The organism is Gemmiger qucibialis, from assembly GCF_027689445.1.
In the GTDB taxonomy this organism is placed as follows: Bacteria; Bacillota; Clostridia; order Oscillospirales; family Ruminococcaceae; genus Gemmiger; species Gemmiger qucibialis.
Genome location: NZ_JAQFEN010000018.1, coordinates 12,557 through 31,430, shown reverse-complemented (window position 1 = coordinate 31,430; position 18,874 = coordinate 12,557). Strand labels below are relative to the sequence as shown.

Below are 18,874 nucleotides of genomic sequence, written 5' to 3'. Positions count from 1 at the left end.
CCGTTCCGCAGCGGCATTTACGCCTGCTGCAAAACGGGGGAAAGTCTTTTATGATCAGGTCAGACCTTTATGGGAGACAAACCGACACCCAATCAGCCCGGCTGCTTGCCGATGTAGGCCAGGATGCCGCCGTCAACGTACAGAATCAGGCCGTTGACGAAATCGGAAGCTTCAGATGCCAGGAAGACAGCGGGGCCGCCCAGGTCCTCGGCGTTGCCCCAGCGTGCAGCGGGAGTCTTGGCAACGATGAACTGGTCAAACGGATGGCGGCTGCCGTCCGGCTGGATCTCACGCAGGGGCGCGGTCTGCGGGGTGGCGATGTAGCCGGGGCCAATGCCGTTGCACTGAATGTTGTACTGGCCGTACTCGGAAGCAATGTTTTTGGTCAGCATCTTCAGGCCGCCCTTGGCAGCAGCGTAAGCGGAAACAGTCTCACGGCCCAGTTCGCTCATCATGGAGCAGATGTTGATGATCTTGCCGCCGCCCTGCTCGATCATGTCGGGGATGATGGCCTTGGCAACGATAAAGGGAGCGTTCAGGTCAACATCGATGACCTGACGGAACTGTGCAGCGGTCATTTCGCACATGGGGATGCGCTTGATGATACCGGCGTTGTTGACCAGGATGTTGATGTGGCCGACTTCCTCGGTGATTTGCTTGACCATGGCGTTGACGGCGTCCTCGTTGGTAACATCGCAGACATAGCCATGGGCAGTGATGCCAGCCTCTTTGTAAGCGGCCAGACCTTTATCAACCAGTTCCTGCTTGATATCATTGAAAACGATGGTAGCGCCGCAGTTTGCCATAGCGGTGGCAATAGCAAAACCGATGCCGTAAGAAGCGCCGGTGATCAGGGCAACCTTGCCGGTCAGATCAAAAGATTTCGGGGTGCAGACAGACATATTTCTTACCTCCTGAAAGTGATGTTATGTAATTCAAAAGCCGCGCATAGAGCGGCAGGGAAACGGGATTGGAAATGAAGAAAGAATAAATAATAAAGAATAATGAAGGTGTGCCTTCGGCACGGATTAAATATTAGGTTGCAGGCGGTTCAGAAGTGGACTTTGAAGTTTTTAGAATGGCAATTAAAATGCGCTTGAGTTCAAGGCAGTCAGTAAGCAATGATTGGCTTTCGGCAGCTGTTAAGTACTGTGAAAGAGTCAGCAAACGCAGCCAATACTCCGTTTCAGCGGTTTCTTTTAAGGAAATATGGAGCTTAGAAATAAAATCCGCTTTACTTACTGCATAGACAGCTTCGTTAGCATTGGCACCGATTGAAGTTCCACTGCGCAGTAATTGTTGGGAAAGAACGGTTTCGTGCTGCTGCTCACTTAAATAGCGGTAAACTTTTACGATGCGCGCAGCAAAAGCCAGCGACTTTTCCAGTAGTACATTATTTTCCATAAAAACGAACCTGATTTTCTGAGCCGCGCTATGCGCGGCGGTCCACCATCATTTTTAATTATTCTTTATTCTTTTTTCTTTATAAAAAGGTTTTACCGAAGATCAGTCGTAGCAATGTTATCCATGTCATCGAATTCCATGTTTTCACCACCCATGGCCCAGATGAAGGTGTAGTTGGAGGTGCCAACGCCGCTGTGGATGCTCCAGGACGGGCTGATAACAGCATCATAGTTGTGCATCACAACATGGCGGGTTTCGGTCGGCTCGCCGCACATGTGGAATACGGCCTGGCCTTCGGGAATCTCGAAGTAGGTGTAGATCTCCATGCGGCGCTCGTGGGTGTGGCTGGGCATGGTGTTCCAGTTGCTGCCCGGCTCCAGAGCGGTCATGCCCATGGAAAGCTGGCAGGTTTTCAGCACGCTGGGGTGGATAAACTGGTTGATGGTGCGCTTGTTGCAGGTTTCCAGGGTGCCCAGCGGGCGCTTGGCAGCGTCAGCCAGGGTGATCAGCTTGGTTTCGTAACGGCAGTGGGCCGGAGCACTGACCATATAGAACTTGGCGGGCTTGGCGGCATCATCGCTGGCAAAGGTAACTTCCTTGGTGCCCTGGGTGATGTACAGGCAGTCCTTATAGCCCAGGTGATAGGCCACGCCGTCTGCGGTAATGGTACCGGCGCCATCACCAATGTTGAAAATGCCGATTTCGCGGCGCTCCAGGAAATAGTGGGTGCCAAAGTTTGCCCAAATGTCAATGCCCTTATCAATGGAAACGACCTCGTTGACCGGCATGCAGCCCAACGTGACCATGCGGTCAACATGGCTGTAAACGGCAACCATCTCATCTGCTTTGTACAGATCGGTAATCAGGAACTCGTTGCGGACTTCCTCGGTGGTATAGCGCTTGAAGTCACGCTGATTGCAGGAATAACGAATATCCATGGGGCGGAATCCTCCTGTTTTGCTTGCAGCGGCAGCGGACTGGCGGGGTGCCAACCGTTTCGCTGACCTTGTATACATACATTATAGCCGATTCTGCAGGCCGAAAAAAGTGTATACAAGCACAAGAATGCGGTGCATGTTTTGGCAGGTTTGACAGCAGAAAAACGAAAGCAGTTAGGAATTAGGAGTTAGGAGGGACGAGTTGAAGGAATAAATAAAGAATAGAGAACAATAAATAATAAATAAAGAATAGAGAATAATGAATAATGAATAATGAAGGTGGACCGCCGCGCGTGGCGCGGCTCAAAAAATGCGTAGAGAGCATGGCAAGAGTTTCGTGAAATTTGCGAATGGATAATATATATTAAAATATACAATCCGTATATTTCGACCGACCTTGTAACTTAATCTCTGAATGCTTTAATTTTATAATGCTTACTTACAGATGGCCAACGGCCTAATATCTTTTTGTCCGGTGCAGCGTACCGGGCTTCCACCTACTAAAACTCCTAACTCCTAACTCCTAACTCTATTTCTAACTCTCTCTTTACGAAAACTGTCCGTGACAGCCATACACATGAAAATGATTCACTTTACAAATTAAACATGCTCAACTATAATGATGCACAGACTTCAAAGGCGAAGCAGAGAACACGGCGGCTCCGCGGTATATACGGGGACCGCCGCTTGCATTGTCATTTATATGCAGGGCAGCAAAAAGAGAGGGAACATCAATGCTTACACTGGATAAGATCTACCATGCCGCGTTTGTTCTGCGTGACGTTGCACGCCGCACGGATCTGATTGCGGCATCGCGGCTGAACAGCGCGAGTGACCTGTACTTGAAAACCGAGAACCTGCAGGTGACCGGCAGCTTTAAGGTGCGTGGCGCTTATTACAAAATCAGCCAGCTGACCGCAGAGGAGCGCGCCAAAGGCGTGATCGCCTGCTCGGCGGGCAACCATGCACAGGGCGTGGCACTGGCCGCCACCAGCATGGGCATCAAGAGCGTTGTCTGCATGCCGGACGGCGCGCCGCTGATGAAGGTGGAAAGCACCAAACGCCTGGGCGCCCAGGTGGAGCTGGTCAAGGGCACTTACGATGACGCCCATGACCGCGCTGTGGAACTGCAGAAAGAAACAGGCATGACCTTCATCCACCCCTATGATGATGAGCTGGTCATTGCCGGTCAGGGTACCATTGGCCTGGAAATTCTGGATCAGCTGCCCGATGTGGAAGCTGTTGTGGTGCCCGTGGGCGGCGGCGGCCTGCTGGCCGGTGTGGCCTTTGCCATCAAGAGCCTGCGCCCCGATGTCAAGATTTACGGCGTTCAGGCTGCCGGTGCCGCCAGCATGTACAATGCGTACCGCGACCATACGTATGAAACGCTGGACCATGTGGATACCTTTGCGGACGGCATTGCGGTAAAGACCCCCGGCGAAACCACCTTTAAGATGATCGAACAGTATGTGGACGGCATCGTGACGGTCAGCGAGGATGAGATTGCTGCCGCCATCCTGGCCCTGATGGAAAACCAGAAGCTGGTGGCCGAAGGTGCCGGTGCCACGCCGGTTGCCGCCGCGCTGTTCGGCAAGCTGCCCATCGAGGGCAAAAAGACCGTCTGCCTGATCTCCGGCGGCAATATCGATGTAAACATCCTTTCCCGCGTGATCACCCGCGGCATGATCATGAGCGGCCGCAAGACCAATCTGATGATTGCCCTGGAGGATAAGCCCGGCCAACTGACCCGCGTGAGCGAGATCATCTCCGGCATGGGGGCCAACGTGGTCAGCGTGCAGTACGACCTGGCCGACCCCAACATGACCGTGACCAGCTGCTTCCTCAAGCTCGGCCTTGAAACCCGCGACCACACCCAAATCGAACAAATTAAAGCCAAACTGACCGAAGAAGGCTTTAAGCTGGTAAGCGAGAGAGCGTAATTTTGAGTTAGGAGGAAGGAGTTAGGAGTTAAGAAATAGGGGAAGGCACGCAGCTTAAGACTAAAGGCAACACCGCACAATTCCCGCCTTGCGGCTTAAGCACCGCTCCGGCAGCTGCGGCACGGCATCTGCGTTGCCAAAATGCTCGATAAGACATCCAGTATTATCTGCGCTTTTGGCTTAGCATCTGCCGCACCTCGCTTGCCGTATCGGCACTTAGAATTATGCGGTATTGCCTAAAGCATAGCTAAAATTAAAGAATGTATAACAAAATGCCCACGGCCTGATATCAAAATCATGCCGCAGGCATCCCAAAAACTCCTAACTTCTAATTCTTACTTCCTAACTCCCTTACAGTCTCACTCCTGCCGAAAGCAGCTCGATGAACTGGCGGGCAACACGGGGGCTGCGGCCGCCGGCACGGATGGCGAAGGCTTCGCCCTTGATGAACAGCTGATCAGACGGCATCTGCACGCCGTACTGCTTGGCAAGATCCAGCAGAATTTCTTCAAACCGAACTTTATCCGGCCGCTGGAAGGTGACCGTCAGGCCGAACCGGGCCGAAAGGCTCATCAATTCCTGGCGGGTATCTGCCTCGTGGATGTCATCACCGGAACGGTCGCTCAAGGTTTCCTTGATGAGATGGCGGCGGTTGGAGGTGGCGTACACCACAACATTCTGGCTGCGGCCGCCCACGCTACCTTCCAAAATGGCTTTCAGCGCGGCAAAGTTGTCGTCGTTGGCAGAAAAGCTCAGGTCGTCAATGAACAAAATGAACTTGAGTGGGTTCTGGGCCAGGCTATCCAGCAGGGCCGGAATCTGATACAGCTGGTTCTTTTTCACTTCCACAAGGCGCAGACCATCCGCCGCAAATTCATTGGCAATGGCTTTCACGCTGCTGGATTTGCCGGTGCCCGCATCGCCGTACAGCAAAACGTTCACGGCAGGCTTGCCGGACAGCAAAGCCTTGGTGTTGGCAATTACCTTTTCGCGCTCGTGCTCGTAACCGGGCAGCTCGCTTAAGCGCTGCGGATCCGGGAAGCGCACCGGGATCAGGCTGCCATCCTCAATGGTGAACATGTGGTGGCGGGCAAACATGCCGTAGCCCTTTTGACCAACTTCAGCCAGGCGCTCAGCGTAAGCGGCGGCAAAATCCACTTCCTCGGTTTCCCAGCGGGGCAGAAAGGCAAGGGATTCCTCGCCGCCGGTCAAATCAACCAGCGTAACGCGGCTGAGCTGCTGCAAAAATTCCAGCTCGCTGTCCATGCAGCGGGCAGCGGCCTGCCCGGCGCCGCCGCTGGCAGCTTTGCGGATGCAGATGTTCTCATCCTGCAAAACGGCATCCAGCAGCACGCGGGTCCAGCTGCCGCCGCGTTCAAACAGCTGGTTTTCAAAATCAGCTGCAGCGCTTACAAAATCCTCGCTTCCCGCAGCGGCCAGCATGGCGCGGAACGCAGGCACAATGTTGGCCTGCAAAATACCGCGGAAAATCACAAGGCCGTCCAGCCGGGTGCGCATGGTATTCAACTTCATCATTCCCAATTCCTCCAGGAGTGCAAAAATGCTTGCTCTGTTTACTCAGTATAGCTTTTTTGCCGCTGTGGTGCAAGTGACAAAATGACCTTGTATTTACGAAAGAACGCAGGACTTTAGCCTGCTAAATTCTATATTTGTGTAATTTGTTGTTTTTGTGTTGACAAAGGCAAAAAATTGCGGTACAATCAACCACATAGCTAAATCAAATGTGTCGAAGGAAAGTTAGTAACGGCTTTTGCCGCCCCCAGAGAGCTGCCGGTTGGTGCAAGGCAGCGGGCAGGTACGCCGCGAACTGGTTCCCGAGCAGTTCTGCCGAAAGCAAGGCGAATAGGCGGTTCCGGGGGTGCCCGTTACAGCACAGGGCTTTGTTGGAAGCCTGTTGAGTGGGTATAGTACTATACCAATAAGAGTGGTACCGCAGAGAGCTTTACGCCTTTGTCTCTTGTGAAAACGGAAGCCGTTTGGCATTCCGTGCTACAAGCGGCAGGGGCTTTTTTGTTACTCAAACGCGTTGGATAGAGGCTGCCGCATAGGGGTTGTTTTAAGGCAACACCGCACAATTCCCGCCTTGCGGCTTAAGCACCGCTCCGGCAGCTGCGGCACGGCATCTGCGTTGCCAAAATGCTCGATAAGACATCCAGTATTATCTGCGCTTTTGGCTTGGCATCTGCCGCACCTCGCTCGCCGTATCGGCACTTAGAATTATGCGGTATTGCCTTAAGAAACGGAAAGGAGTTTTTTCAATGATTCTGAATGGTTCGCAGATTTTTGTCGAAGTGCTCGCGGAGCAGGGGGTCGATACAATTTTTGGCTATCCCGGCGGCGCAGTTCTGAACCTGTACGACGAACTATATAAAAACTCTGACCGCATCCGCCATATCCTGACCGCCCACGAGCAGGGCGCTTCCCATGCGGCAGACGGTTACGCCCGCGCAACGGGCCGCACCGGTGTGGTGCTGGCCACCAGCGGTCCGGGAGCCACCAACCTGGTCACCGGCATCGCCACCGCTTATATGGACAGCGTGCCGATGGTTGCCTTTACCGGAAACGTTGCCACCAGCCTGCTGGGCCGGGACAGCTTCCAGGAAGCTTACATTGAGGGCATCACGATGCCCATCACCAAGCACAACTTCACCGTGCGCAAGGTCGAAGACCTGGCCGACACCATGCGGGCAGCCTTCCGCATTGCACAGTCCGGCCGTAAGGGCCCCGTGCTGGTGGATATTCCCAAAGATGTCACCGCGAACTCCTGCGAGTTCACCCACAAAGAGCCGGAGCTGATCCGAACCGTGACCCGCTATAATGAGGAAGAGGTCAAGGAAGCCGCACGGCTCATCAATGAATCGGAACGCCCGATCGTCTACTTTGGCGGCGGCGTGCGCAGCGCGGCGGGCTGCCAGCCCCTGCGTGACCTGCTGGAAAAGACCGGTATGCCCGCCACCCACACCCTGATGGCCGCCGGCGTGCTGGGCTATGGCGAGCCGCACAACCTGGGTATGCTGGGAATGCACGGCTGCTATGCCGCCAACAAGGCTATTTCGGAAGCTGATCTGGTCATTGCCGTCGGCGCCCGCTTCTCGGACCGTGTGGCGTTGAACCCGAATAAGTTTGCCAGCAAGGCAAAAATCATCCAGATCGATATTGACCCCAGTGAACTGGGCAAGAATGTGGATGTGGATCTGGCACTGGCAGGCGATGCTTCCTATATCCTGCAAGCCATCCTGCCGTATGTCGAAAAGACCGAACATAAGATCTGGATGGAGCAGATCCGTGAATGGCAGCGCGATGACTACCACCCGAAGGACAGCTTCACCGAGCTGAAACCCCACCAGATCATCAACGAGATCTGTGAGCAGGCCGGCCCCGAGGCCGTGTATGTAACGGATGTCGGCCAGCACCAGATGTGGGCTGCCCAGTACCTGCACCACACCAAGAGCCGCGGCTTTTTGACCAGCGGCGGCCTGGGCACCATGGGTTTTGGCTACGGCGCGGCCATTGGCGCACAGGTTGCCCTGGGCAAAGACCACCGCGTGGTCATGCTGACCGGCGACGGTTCCTTCCACATGAACCTGAACGAAGGCTGCACCGCCGTCAGCTATGAACTGCCCATCATCACCGTTATTTTTGATAACCAGGTGCTTGGCATGGTGCGCCAGTGGCAGACCAGCTTTTACGGCAAGCGCTATTCCAACACCGATCCCCAGCGCCGCACCGACTTTGTAAAGCTGGCTGAAGCGTTTGGCGCAAAGGGGTATCGTGCTACCAATATTGCCGAGTTCAAGGCAGCGTTCGCCGACGCCATGAAGCAGAAAGGTCCTTCCTGGATCGACTGCCGCATCGGCAAGGATGAAAAGGTTCTGCCGATGATCCCCGGCGGCGGCGATATCAACGATATCATCATGGAGTAAGGAGGCAGCACGCAATGCAGCAAAATCAAAATCCGAACAAAGTTGCCGCAACAACGGCACCCCGGCGGGTCATCAGTCTGCTGGTGGATAACCATAACGGTGTTTTGGCGCGCGTGTCCAGCCTGTTCTGCCGCCGCGGCTTCAACATTGACAGCCTGACGGTTTCCGCCACCAACGACCCGGCGGTCAGCCGCATTACCGTTACCCTGCATGGCGACGATGCCGCCATCAGCCAGCTGATTTTACAGACCGAGCGGCTGGAAGTGACTCGCCAGGTATTTGAACTGACCCCGGATAAGAGCCTGCAGCGGGAACTGCTGCTGCTGAAAGTGGCCTGCAACACCGCCGAGCGTGCCGAAATGCGGGAAATCGCTACGATCTATAAATCCAAGATCATTGATCTTTCGCCGGACTCTATGGTGTTTGAACTGACCGGCCGCCCGGAAAAGATCAACGCCTTCCTGAAAATGTTCAGCGGATACGATATCCTGGAACTGTGCCGCACCGGCATTACCGCGCTGGAGCGCGGCGGCAAGCATCCCCACATGCAAAAGCCCCCGCAGGAAGTACGCGCCGCTCAGCTGCCGCTGCCCGGCACCCACTGCCCGCAGGACGAAGAATAAAGCAGCTTTTGCGGTTCAACGAACTTGCATTTGGCCCGCAGCCCTTTCAGGAATCCCCGGCGGCGGGTTGAAGATAGATACGTTTTTATTTTTACAAACCATACAAACAAAACAAAGGAGAAATTATCATGGCAATCAAAAAGTATTATGATTCCGACTGCAACCTCGGCGTGCTTGACGGCAAGACCGTTGCTGTTATCGGCTTTGGCTCCCAGGGCCATGCCCATTCCGAAAACCTGGCTGAAAGCGGCGTGAACGTTGTTGTCGGCCTGCGCAAGGGCTCTGCCCACTGGGAAAAGGCATCCGAGTTTGCTGCAACCCATGAAAACTTTAAGGTGATGGAAGTTGAAGAGGCTGCCAAGGCCGGCGATGTTGTTATGATGCTGGTTCCCGATGAACTGTGCGCTGACATCTACAACAGCCAGGTTGCCCCCTACATGACCGAGGGCAAGGCACTGGCTTTTGCACACGGCTTCAACATCCATTTCAAGACCATTGTTGCCCCGAAAAATGTTGACGTTATCATGATCGCTCCCAAGGGCCCCGGCCACATTGTCCGCCGCCTGTACACTGAAGGCGAAGGCTGCCCGTCCCTGATCTGCGTAGAGCAGGATTACACCGGCAAGGCAAAGGAGATCGCCCTGGCATACGCTTCCGGCATCGGTGCCGGCCGTGCAGGCATCCTGGAGACCACCTTCAAGGAGGAAACCGAGACCGACCTGTTCGGCGAGCAGGCTGTGCTCTGTGGCGGCGTTTGCGAGCTGATCCATGCTGGCTTTGACACCCTGGTGGAAGCTGGCTACGCACCGGAAATGGCTTACTTCGAGACCTGCCACGAGATGAAGCTGATCGTTGACCTGATCAACGAGGGCGGCTTTGACAAGATGCGCTACTCCATCTCCAACACCGCTGAATACGGCGACTACCGCACCGGCAAGCGCCTGATCACCGAGGAAACCCGCAAGGAGATGAAGAAGGTCCTGACCGAGATCCAGGATGGCACCTTCGCTTCCGAGTTCCTGACCGAGATGAGCCCGAAGGGCGGCCGCAAGGTCCACTTCCTGGCACAGCGCCGTATGCAGTCCGAGCACCTGATCGAAAAGGTCGGCAAGGAACTGCGCGGCATGATGAGCTGGATGAAGAAGTAATCGAATTCCGGACATCTGACGTAATATTTAGCCTGCATCTGCGGGCATAAACATGGGGCGGCCAGCCCTCTGGCAGCCGGGAAACCGGATGTTCCGGGGCATGGCCGCCCTGTGTTTGTCTGGTGTGACTGTCATGTTAAGGCCGCGGGCGCACGATGTGCGCCCCCTACGGGGGCAGCTGCATACCATAAGCCCGATTTGCAGGGAACGGTCTTGACCGTTCCGAAACATGAATCTATTGCTAGTTTCAGGCTCTGCGCGGGGAACCACCCCTCAGTCTGCGTTGCAGACAGCTCCCCTCAAAGGGGAGCCAGGCACGACCTAAGGCAGGATATTGGCTCCCCTGGAGGGGAGCTGGACGCAAAGCGGCCTGAGGGGTGGTTCCTCGCGAGATAACTAAAATTTATTTATAGGGCAACACCGCACAATTCCCGCCTTGCGGCTTAAGCACCGCTCCGGCGGCTGCGGCACGGCATCTGCGTTGCCAAAATGCTCGATAAGAAATCCAGTATTATCTGCGCTTTTGGCTTGGCATCTGCCGCACCTCGCTCGCCGTATCGGCACTTAGAATTATGCGGTATTGCCATAGAGAACGGTCTATCTCCAGCCTAAGAGCCGGGGTGCTGCCCTGCGGGCCTCCGAAACGTGCCCGCGGGCGTAGCGACCGTTCCGGGACATGAATTTATTTGCTTGTTTCTGGTATTTGTGCGATACTATAAACAGCAAAGATTGCCCCTAAGGCAACACCGCACAATTCCCGCCTAGCGGCTTAAGCACCGCTTCGGCGGCTGCGGCACGGCATCTGCTTTGCCAAAATGCTCGATAAGACATCCAGTATTATCTGCGCTTTTGGCTTAGCAGCTGCCGCACCTCGCTCGCCGTATCGGCACTTAGAATTATGCGGTATTGCCCTAAAAAGAACCATGCCCTTTTTCCGCTGCAAAGGAGAGAAAAATATGAGAAGTGATAACGTTAAAAAAGGCCCGGAGCGCGCCCCAAACCGCAGCCTGTTCTATGCCCTGGGCTACACCCCGGAAGAGCTGGAACGCCCGCTGATCGGCGTGGTTTCGGCTTACAGTGAGATCGTTCCCGGCCATATGAACCTGGATAAGCTGGCCGATGCCGTCAAGGCAGGCATCCGCATGGCGGGCGGCACCCCGGTGCTGGTTCCGGCCATCGGTGTTTGCGATGGCATTGCCATGGGCCATATCGGCATGAAGTACTCCCTCGCCTCCCGCGAGCTGATCTGCGACAGTGTGGAGACCATGTTTATGGCCCACCAGCTGGACGGCCTGGTTCTGGTGCCCAACTGCGATAAGATCGTTCCCGGCATGGTCATGGCCGCTGTGCGCATGGATGTGCCCGCCATTGTCTGTTCCGGCGGCCCCATGCTGGCTGGCAGTTATGGCGGCGATGAAGTCAGCCTTTCCAAAATGTTTGAAGCTGTCGGCGCTTACAAGGCCGGCATGATCGATGACGCCCAGCTGGAAGATTGCACCTGCAACTGCTGCCCGTCCTGCGGTTCCTGCTCCGGCATGTACACCGCCAACAGCATGAACTGCCTGTGCGAGGCCATCGGCATTGCCCTGCCCGGCAACGGCACCATCCCGGCGGTTTACTCCAAGCGTTTGCAGCTGGGCAAAAAGGCCGGTATGGCCATCATGGATCTGGTCAAGAACAATGTGACCGCCCGCCAGATCATCAACGAACGCTCCATCCGCAACGCCCTGACCTGCGATATGGCCCTGGGCTGCTCCACCAACACGGTGCTGCACCTGCTGGCCATCGCTTACGAAGCCGGTGTGCCCATTGACCTGAAGCTCTTCAACGAGATCAGCGCTAAGACCCCGAACCTCTGCCACCTGGCTCCCGCAGGCCCCACCCACATGCCGGATCTGTACGCTGCTGGCGGCATTCCCGCTGTGCAGGCAGAGCTGGCTAAGGCCGGGCTGCTGGATCTGGATGTTCCCACCGTTACCGGCAAAACGCTGGGCGAGAACATCGCCGGTGCCCACATCATGAACGATAAGGCCATCCGCTCCATCGAGAATCCCTACAGTAAGACCGGCGGCCTGCAGATTTTGTGGGGCAATATTGCCCCGGACGGCTGTGTGGTCAAGCGCAGCGCCGTTGCACCGGAAATGCAGGTCCACTCCGGCCCGGCCCGCGTGTTTAACAGCGAGGAAACCGCCATCCAGGCCATCTATGACGGCAAGATTGTACCCGGCGATGTGGTGGTCATTCGTTACGAAGGCCCCAAGGGCGGCCCCGGTATGCGTGAGATGCTGAATCCCACCAGCGCACTGGCTGGCATGAAGCTGGACACCACCGTGGCCCTGATCACGGACGGCCGCTTCTCCGGCGCTTCCCGCGGAGCTGCTATCGGCCATGTCAGCCCGGAGGCTGCTTCCGGCGGCCCCATCGGCCTGATTGAAGAAGGAGATACCATCGAGATCAACATCCCCGAAGCATCCATCCATCTGGCCGTCAGCGATGAAGAGCTGGCACGCCGCAAGGCTGCTTACGTTCAGCCGGAGCCGAACGTCAAGTCCGGCTGGCTGGCCCGTTACGCCCGCATGGTGGCTTCCGCCAACCTGGGCGCAGTGATGCAGTAAACAACACCCTATAAAGCAATAAAAACCCGCGCCCCTGCCAGCTGTGGTACAACACAGCGGAAGGGGCGCGGGTTTTGTTTTGCTTACTCTTCGTCTTTATAGGCGTCGTCAAACACGCTGAACACGCCGGTTTCACCCAGGTTCGGCTGGGCGTATTCATGTACATGCGGAGTCAGGCCGGGAATATCCGGCGCTGCGCCGGGGTCCGCATAGATGGTCACATCGGCATCGTCCACATCTACCGGCTTGGCTACGTCCAGATCTTCCAACAAGGACTGGGCCGCACCGCAGTCCGCCGGAACATCGGTCAGGCTGGCACCGTAATGGCTGAACAGCACCGTGCCGTCCTTGTCCAGCACCAGGGTCAGCGGCAGCTGCTGCTGACCGTTGGCAGGCGAGTGATAGCCGCGGCGCTTGGCATCCCGCATGATCTGCCATGCTTCCAGGCTGTAGGTGCTCAGCGCTCCGCTGCGGGTGGGAATATCCAGCAGGTCATACAGAACGCCGTCCGCATCGCACAGCAGAGGATAAGGCAGGGTATCCGGCCCCACGCTGCGGGCCAGGCGGTCCGCGCGGGAACGCACCACCAGCGCCAGGCTGCCGCCGGTCAGCTCGTCATAGGTGGCGGCATACCGACCCACAAAGGTGCGGGTGATGGGGTGGCCGAAGTTGCTCATGAACACCAGTACCAGCGGTGCATGCTCCGCCAAAAGCTGGCGGAAACTGTTGGCCGCGCTGTACGGGGTATCGTATTTGAAAAACGGCAGCTTTTCGCCCGCTTTGATCTGCTTACCCAAAACGACAACAACCTTTCGATAAAATTAAGAAAGAATAGAGAATAAAGAATAATGCTGGTATGCGTGCCACGCACGCATATTAAAGATAGGCCCAAGCCGCATTTCTTGAGCCGAGCAACGCGAGGCGGTCCACCAACATTATTCTTTATTCATTATGAATTATTCATTTTCGCGCAGCGTAGCAGCGCGAAAAAAAAGGGGAAAGGCATTCCCTTCCCCTGTAAGGTGTACAAAAAATCCCGCGCGGCCGTCTGCAGCCAATCAAAACCTACCGTTATATGGCAGGTGGGTGCCCTGCACCCGCAATCACGCTCCCTTCTTCCGCTTGCCGTGTATACACGGGGCGGGAGGTCTGCGATCCGGCGGGGGACAAATCCGGGCTCCCAAAGATTGATTAGTAGGATTATATAAAGCTGCAACAAATCGAACCACGCAGGGTTTAGCTAAGTGCTGCGATGCGGTTAAGAGGGCTGGCCTTCCACATCGTCATCGTCGATGTCATACATGGCGCGCAGACGCTCTTCAAACACTTTGCCAACGGTCAAAAGTTCTTCGTCGTCATCCACAATGTCCATATATTCACCGGCCTCATCGGTGCCGATCCGCATCAGAATCAGTTCGGCCTCTTCGTCCAGGCTTTCGGGATCTTCCTGATAGGGGATCACGGCCAGGTAGCGGGTGCCGTTTACTTCGGTCGCGTCGATCACTTCAAAGGTGCATTCCTTGCCGTCTTCGTCCTCAAGGGTCAAAAGATCCGGCTGTGCTTCCTGAAGCATTTCAGGGGTCAGTTCATCTGCCATGGTCAGTTTCTCCTGTCATCAAAAAGGGGCATATTTTGTTGTTTCCCCTCGTTTTGTCTGTATCTAGTTTACCGTGTTTTTCCTCAAACGTCAAGCTATTCATTTCACCAAATCTGTGATATAATATTCTATATATTGAATAAATTCGCTGAGCCGTAAAAAGATTTATTGCAGTATTTTTGTCCAAGGGGGTATGCCCATGAAACGACTCATCCATACCGCGGTGCTGGCTGCGGCGCTGGCTTTTGCCCTGCTGCTGTGCGGCTGTTCCGGCGCGGAAACCAGCCATAAAGCCCCGCAGCGCGCCGCAGTGGAAAGCGGGGAACGCCAGTTTGCCCAGCCGTCTGACGGGGATTTTATCGCCATCTTTTCCACTTCCCTTGGCGAGGTGCGCGCTGTGCTTTACCCGGACGCTGCCCCCATGGCGGTACAGAATTTTGTGGGCCTGGCCCGCAGCGGCTACTATGATAATACGGTGATCTGGCGCGCCCAATACGGCTTTGCCGTGCAGGGCGGTGATGCAGGCGGAACGGGCAGCGGCGGCGCGACCATCTGGTCCAATAACCCCTACCCGCTGGAAGCGGACAGCAGCCTGCGCCACTATGCCGGTGCGCTCTGCGCGGCCTTTGCCCAGGGCGGCGAGGTGACGGGCGGCAACAGCCAGTTCTATTTTGTCACAGCCCTGCCAAACAGCGTGGATGAAACCATGCAGCAGCAACTGCGAGATAACGGCTATTCCGATGAGCAGGTCTCCGCCTATGCCGCGGCGGGCGGGCTGCCCTACCTGGATAACACCGATACCGTGTTTGGCCAGGTGTACGCGGGCATGGATGTGGTGGATCAGATTGCTTGTGTTCCTACGGTGAAGAATGAGGACGAAACCGATACCTACCACCCGCAGGAAGACAGCACCGTTACCATTTACAAGGTAACCATTGATAATTACCCCGGCCCCAGCGCCGATGATACCGCCGACAGTGCGGCTTCGGATTCCAGCGCCCAGTAATAGAATATGCAGCCCAATAAAAAATATCCCACAGGTTTCATGGCATATCAGCCAAAACCTGTGGGATATTTTTGTGTGATTATTTCTTTTTGGTGTTACCGCCCATCCGGCGGTCACGGTGGGCGTATTCGGCCAGGGCTTCATCAAAGCACTGCTTGGTGAAATCCGGGAAGAGCACCGGGGTAAAATAGAACTCCGCATAGGCGCACTGCCACAGCAGGAAGTTGGAGATGCGTTCCTCGCCGCTGGTGCGGATCATAAAGTCCACAGGGGGCAGCTGGCGGTACAGGTGGCTTTCAATCGTCTGCTCGTTGATGTCAGCCGGGGCCAGAGTGCCGTTCTGCACCTCACCGGCAATGGCGCGCATGGCATCGGTCAGCTCGGCGTGGGAACCATAGTTCAGGCAGAAGTTCACAATGCCGGTCTTGTTGTCCTTCGTCAGGTCCATCATGTAGTCCATAGCGTCCAGCACGCGCTGCTGCAGCCCTTCACGGCGGCCGCTGAACAGTACCTGACAGTCGCGCTCGTTCATTTCCTCGGCAATGGTGCGGAAGTTATTGGCAAATAGGTCCATCAGGTAGCCAACTTCCTTGGCATCGCGGGCAAAATTCTCGGTGGAAAAAACATACAGGCTCAGCACCTTGATGCCGCAGTCACCCACAGCATAGCGGGTAATCTCTTTCAGGCGGTCAAAACCGGCCTTGTGGCCAAAGCTGGCGGGCAGGCCGCGGTTCTTGGCCCAGCGGCGGTTGCCGTCCACAATAATGGCGGCATGGGTGGGGATGCGGGTAAGTGCTTCAGGCATGGGAAAACCTCCTTGTTATGCTTGCTCCGGGGCAGTGGGCGCGGCAACCTCCGGCGGTTCTTCGCCGGGGTGGGCTTTGCGCCATGCCAGAAAACTTTCCAAGATCACTGCGGCGGAAACCGAATCCAGCCGAGCTTTGCGGTCTGCGCCAAAGGTGCTGTTGGCCGAAAGAATGCCTGCCGCCGTTACCGTGGTGCGGCGTTCATCCCACAGCACAACGGGCACCCCGCAGGCAGTGGCAAGCCGCGCGGCAAAGCGGCGGCTTTTTACGCAGCGGGAACCCTCGGTGCCGTCCATGTTGCGGGGCAGGCCGCACACAACGCCCTCAGCCCCCTGGGCCAGCCGGGCAGCGGCGGCAGCCTCCGCTACTTTGTTCAGGCTTTTTTCCTCAATCTGCGGGGTAACAGGCGTAACGATCAGCTCCGAAGCATCACATACCGCCAGCCCCGTGCGGCGCTCCCCGTAATCAACAGCGATCCATTTCATTGGCGTACCTCGTGTTTTGTGTAGTGTAACCATTATACCATGTGCAGGAAGTGGGTGCAATAAAGCGCGGCAGGTAGGCAGCAAAAAAAGCGCACCCCCTTATCAGTAAGGGGTGCGCAGAAAACATGGGAGAAGATAAGCTCAGATCTTCGGCATGCGCTTGTCCAGCTGGATGGTCAGCAGGCTGGCCAGGACAATCTTGATCACATCGCCCGGCAGGTAGGGAATCACGCAGTAAGTCAGGCTGGTGGGCAGGTCAAGGCCGGTCAGCACCATAAACCAGATGGTGCCCAGCACATAGCAGGCGGCGCAGCCAACCACGCAGCCCAAGGCCAGCCAGCCGAACTTGCGGGGCAGCTTGGCGGCAAAGGCACCGGCAATCAGCGCGGCCAGCAGGTAGCCGATGGCATAGCCGCCGGTTTTGCCAAGCAGAACAGCGGGGCCGCCCTGCATACCGGCCATAACGGGAACACCCACAGCGGCCAGCAGCAGGTAAACCAGCTGGCTGGCGGCACCCCATACGGGGCCCAGCATGGTGCCCGCCATGTACACGGCAAACAGTGCCAGATTGATCGGCACGCCCCACGGCATAGGGATAGCCAGTTGGCTGCAAACAGCGGTCAGGGCGGCAAACAGGGCACAGCCCACCATCTTGTGCAGGCGGGCGTTGGAAGCAGTTGTATTCATGATAACTTTCCTCACTCTCTTAGGTGTATCTAAAAAGTCGAAAATTTAGCTTATTTCTACAAACACAGCCGGATTTTGCGTTAAAAAACCTTGGAATCCACAAAGGATTCCTGCGGCTCTTTGCCTTAAATCCTGCTTGTGTTTGCGAAATATCCGTCATTTTCTTTGTTTTCAGATACACCTTAATATGCAATGCCGGAACGTCAGGCAAGTGCGCCCAACTCTGGAATCACGCGGATCTCATCACTGCCGAATGCTGTGGGGGCAAGGTCGCCATCACAGCGCACCAGCAGGCGGCAGTCATCGTCAATGCCAAGCACCGTAGCCCCGCGCGGTTCGCTGCCGTTGGGGATCAGGGTCACATGGCGGCCCGTCAGGGCCTGGCGGCGGCGGTAATCATCCAGCCAGCTGCCGCGCAGGCCGGTGTGGTACAGCGCCCAGAACTCGTTCAAAAACGCTGCCGCCAGTGCCGCGCGGGCACCGGGGGCGGGGGCAGAATCAAACAGAGAACCCGCCACCGCGGCAAGCTCCTTGGGCCAGCCGCCGGACGGCTGAACCAGGTTGAAACCAAGCCCCAGCACGGCATAATCCAGCATGCCGGATTCCAGGTCTACGGCGGCTTCGGTCAGAATACCGCAGACCTTTTTGCCGTTCTTCCACAGGTCGTTCACCCATTTGATCTGGATGGGCGTGCCGCACAGCTGCTCCGCTGCACGGGCAGCGGCAACTGCGGCCAATGCGGTGATCTGCGGGGACTGGCGGGTGCTGAATGCCGGCCGCAGCAAAATGCTCAGGTACAGCCCGCCCGGCGGGGAGAAGAAGCTGTGCCCGCGCCGCCCGCGCCCAGCGGACTGGGCCTGGGCAATCAGCACAAGGCCCTCCGGCGCGCCGTTGGTGGCCTGGGTGCGCAGCGCCGCATTGGTGCCGGGCAGGCGGTCCACCACAGTGATCTGTACCGCCTGCGCAACGGCAGGGGCCAGCAGCGCTGTGATGGCGTCCGCGTTCAGCAGGTCTGCCCCGTGGGGCAGAGCATAGCCGCGGTTGGTAATGGCTTCAATGGGGGTGCCGTCCGCACGCAGGGCAGTGACGGCTTTCCAGATGGCGGCCCGGCTGACGCCGAGCTGGTCGGCAAGTTCCTGCCCGGAGATATACCGCCCGCGCGCTGCGTCCAGCGCGCTGAGGACCTGTGCTTTGACTGACATGCCGTAACCGCCTTTCCCCAAAAAGTTTGCGCAAACTGAAGTATAGTATACCGCGGGAAAAAATGAAATGTCAACGGAGAGGGCGGGTTGAGGTTTACAATAAGGCGCGTAGATGAGAGGGGGAAAGAGATTTGCGAGTTTTGGCGGTAGGAGATATGGCAGGACCCGGCGGGTGGGACGATGGCGAGCGTCGTCCCCTGCAGGTAATTTGCAGCGTTTGTTGTAAATGGTAATTCTCCGCGGCGAGATGAGGCATCCCGCCCTACAGATTGATTTATAATGCGCAATGGGCATTGAATACACATCCCACCCATAGGGGCGCACATTGTGCGCCCGCTGCCTGAAAAATTGCTGAAAAAATTGCTGAAATAAAAAACATCAAAACACCCCTCCCCCAAAAACAAAAACCACCCAAACAAAAAAAGAGATCCGCCAAAGCGAACCTCTTTTGTAGGAAGGTAAACCGTAAGATACGGGAA

At 56.4% G+C, this 18,874-nt stretch carries 16 protein-coding genes, 1 other RNA gene and 1 other annotated feature; of the genes, 6 read left to right on the top strand and 11 right to left on the bottom strand.

Going from position 1 to position 18,874, the window contains the following annotated elements:
• Positions 1-92 precede the first annotated feature (92 nt).
• From PG062_RS15050 to kduI, 3 genes are all read right to left on the bottom strand, one after another.
• On the bottom strand, positions 93-902 hold the full coding sequence (locus PG062_RS15050; RefSeq protein ID WP_114000987.1) for a gluconate 5-dehydrogenase: 810 nt from the start codon (positions 900-902) through the stop codon (positions 93-95).
• 133 nt (positions 903-1,035) lie between these two features.
• Positions 1,036-1,404: a four helix bundle protein gene (locus PG062_RS15045; protein WP_270752897.1), complete on the bottom strand. Its 369-nt coding sequence runs from the start codon at positions 1,402-1,404 to the stop codon at positions 1,036-1,038.
• Between the two features lie 92 nt (positions 1,405-1,496).
• A complete protein-coding gene (gene kduI, locus PG062_RS15040; protein ID WP_270752896.1) occupies positions 1,497-2,342 on the bottom strand; it encodes a 5-dehydro-4-deoxy-D-glucuronate isomerase in 846 nt (281 codons plus the stop codon).
• Positions 2,343-3,076: 734 nt separating this feature from the next.
• Here kduI and ilvA point away from each other — a divergent pair.
• Positions 3,077-4,282, top strand: a complete 1,206-nt coding sequence (gene ilvA, locus PG062_RS15035; RefSeq protein WP_114000985.1) for a threonine ammonia-lyase — start codon at positions 3,077-3,079, stop codon at positions 4,280-4,282.
• Between the two features lie 351 nt (positions 4,283-4,633).
• Here ilvA and PG062_RS15030 read toward each other — a convergent pair whose 3' ends face one another.
• Positions 4,634-5,815, bottom strand: coding sequence for an ATP-binding protein (locus PG062_RS15030; protein WP_114001295.1), 1,182 nt, complete (start codon positions 5,813-5,815; stop codon positions 4,634-4,636).
• Positions 5,816-6,020: 205 nt separating this feature from the next.
• Positions 6,021-6,264 (top strand) — a binding site (T-box leader).
• Positions 6,265-6,561: 297 nt separating this feature from the next.
• On the opposite strand from PG062_RS15030, the gene ilvB reads away from it, so the two are divergent.
• The 4 genes from ilvB to ilvD all read left to right on the top strand — a co-directional run bounded on the left by ilvB (position 6,562) and on the right by ilvD (position 12,612).
• Positions 6,562-8,226 carry a biosynthetic-type acetolactate synthase large subunit gene (ilvB, locus tag PG062_RS15025; RefSeq protein ID WP_270752895.1) on the top strand — a complete coding sequence of 555 codons (1,665 nt, stop codon included), beginning with the start codon at positions 6,562-6,564 and terminating at the stop codon, positions 8,224-8,226.
• Positions 8,227-8,240: 14 nt separating this feature from the next.
• A complete protein-coding gene (ilvN, locus tag PG062_RS15020; protein ID WP_113999792.1) occupies positions 8,241-8,849 on the top strand; it encodes an acetolactate synthase small subunit in 609 nt (202 codons plus the stop codon).
• Between the two features lie 128 nt (positions 8,850-8,977).
• Positions 8,978-9,997 carry a ketol-acid reductoisomerase gene (gene ilvC, locus PG062_RS15015; protein WP_113999791.1) on the top strand — a complete coding sequence of 340 codons (1,020 nt, stop codon included), beginning with the start codon at positions 8,978-8,980 and terminating at the stop codon, positions 9,995-9,997.
• A 956-nt stretch (positions 9,998-10,953) separates the two neighbouring features.
• A complete protein-coding gene (gene ilvD / locus PG062_RS15010) occupies positions 10,954-12,612 on the top strand; it encodes a dihydroxy-acid dehydratase (RefSeq protein ID WP_270752894.1) in 1,659 nt (552 codons plus the stop codon).
• A gap of 83 nt (positions 12,613-12,695) precedes the next feature.
• Here the strand turns inward: ilvD and PG062_RS15005 are convergent, their stop codons facing one another.
• From PG062_RS15005 to PG062_RS14995, 3 genes are all read right to left on the bottom strand, one after another.
• Positions 12,696-13,409, bottom strand: a complete 714-nt coding sequence (locus tag PG062_RS15005) for a thioredoxin domain-containing protein (RefSeq protein ID WP_113999789.1) — start codon at positions 13,407-13,409, stop codon at positions 12,696-12,698.
• Positions 13,410-13,641: 232 nt separating this feature from the next.
• A non-coding RNA gene (gene ssrS / locus PG062_RS15000) (6S RNA) lies at positions 13,642-13,851 on the bottom strand.
• A gap of 19 nt (positions 13,852-13,870) precedes the next feature.
• On the bottom strand, positions 13,871-14,209 hold the full coding sequence (locus PG062_RS14995; protein WP_113999788.1) for a DUF1292 domain-containing protein: 339 nt from the start codon (positions 14,207-14,209) through the stop codon (positions 13,871-13,873).
• 199 nt (positions 14,210-14,408) lie between these two features.
• Between PG062_RS14995 and PG062_RS14990 the strand changes: the two genes are divergently transcribed.
• Positions 14,409-15,215, top strand: coding sequence for a peptidylprolyl isomerase (locus PG062_RS14990; protein WP_270752893.1), 807 nt, complete (start codon positions 14,409-14,411; stop codon positions 15,213-15,215).
• Between the two features lie 79 nt (positions 15,216-15,294).
• On the opposite strand, the gene uppS is transcribed toward PG062_RS14990, so the two are convergent.
• The 4 genes from uppS to PG062_RS14970 form a co-directional block, all read right to left on the bottom strand.
• Complete coding sequence (gene uppS / locus PG062_RS14985) at positions 15,295-16,020, bottom strand: polyprenyl diphosphate synthase (RefSeq protein WP_113999786.1); 726 nt, start codon at positions 16,018-16,020, stop codon at positions 15,295-15,297.
• Between the two features lie 15 nt (positions 16,021-16,035).
• A complete protein-coding gene (ruvX, locus tag PG062_RS14980; RefSeq protein WP_113999785.1) occupies positions 16,036-16,506 on the bottom strand; it encodes a Holliday junction resolvase RuvX in 471 nt (156 codons plus the stop codon).
• A gap of 141 nt (positions 16,507-16,647) precedes the next feature.
• Entirely contained in the window at positions 16,648-17,193 is a 546-nt protein-coding gene (locus PG062_RS14975; protein ID WP_270752892.1) for a biotin transporter BioY, read from the bottom strand.
• Between the two features lie 203 nt (positions 17,194-17,396).
• A complete protein-coding gene (locus PG062_RS14970) occupies positions 17,397-18,395 on the bottom strand; it encodes a biotin--[acetyl-CoA-carboxylase] ligase (protein ID WP_270752891.1) in 999 nt (332 codons plus the stop codon).
• Between the last annotated feature and the right edge of the window lie 479 nt (positions 18,396-18,874).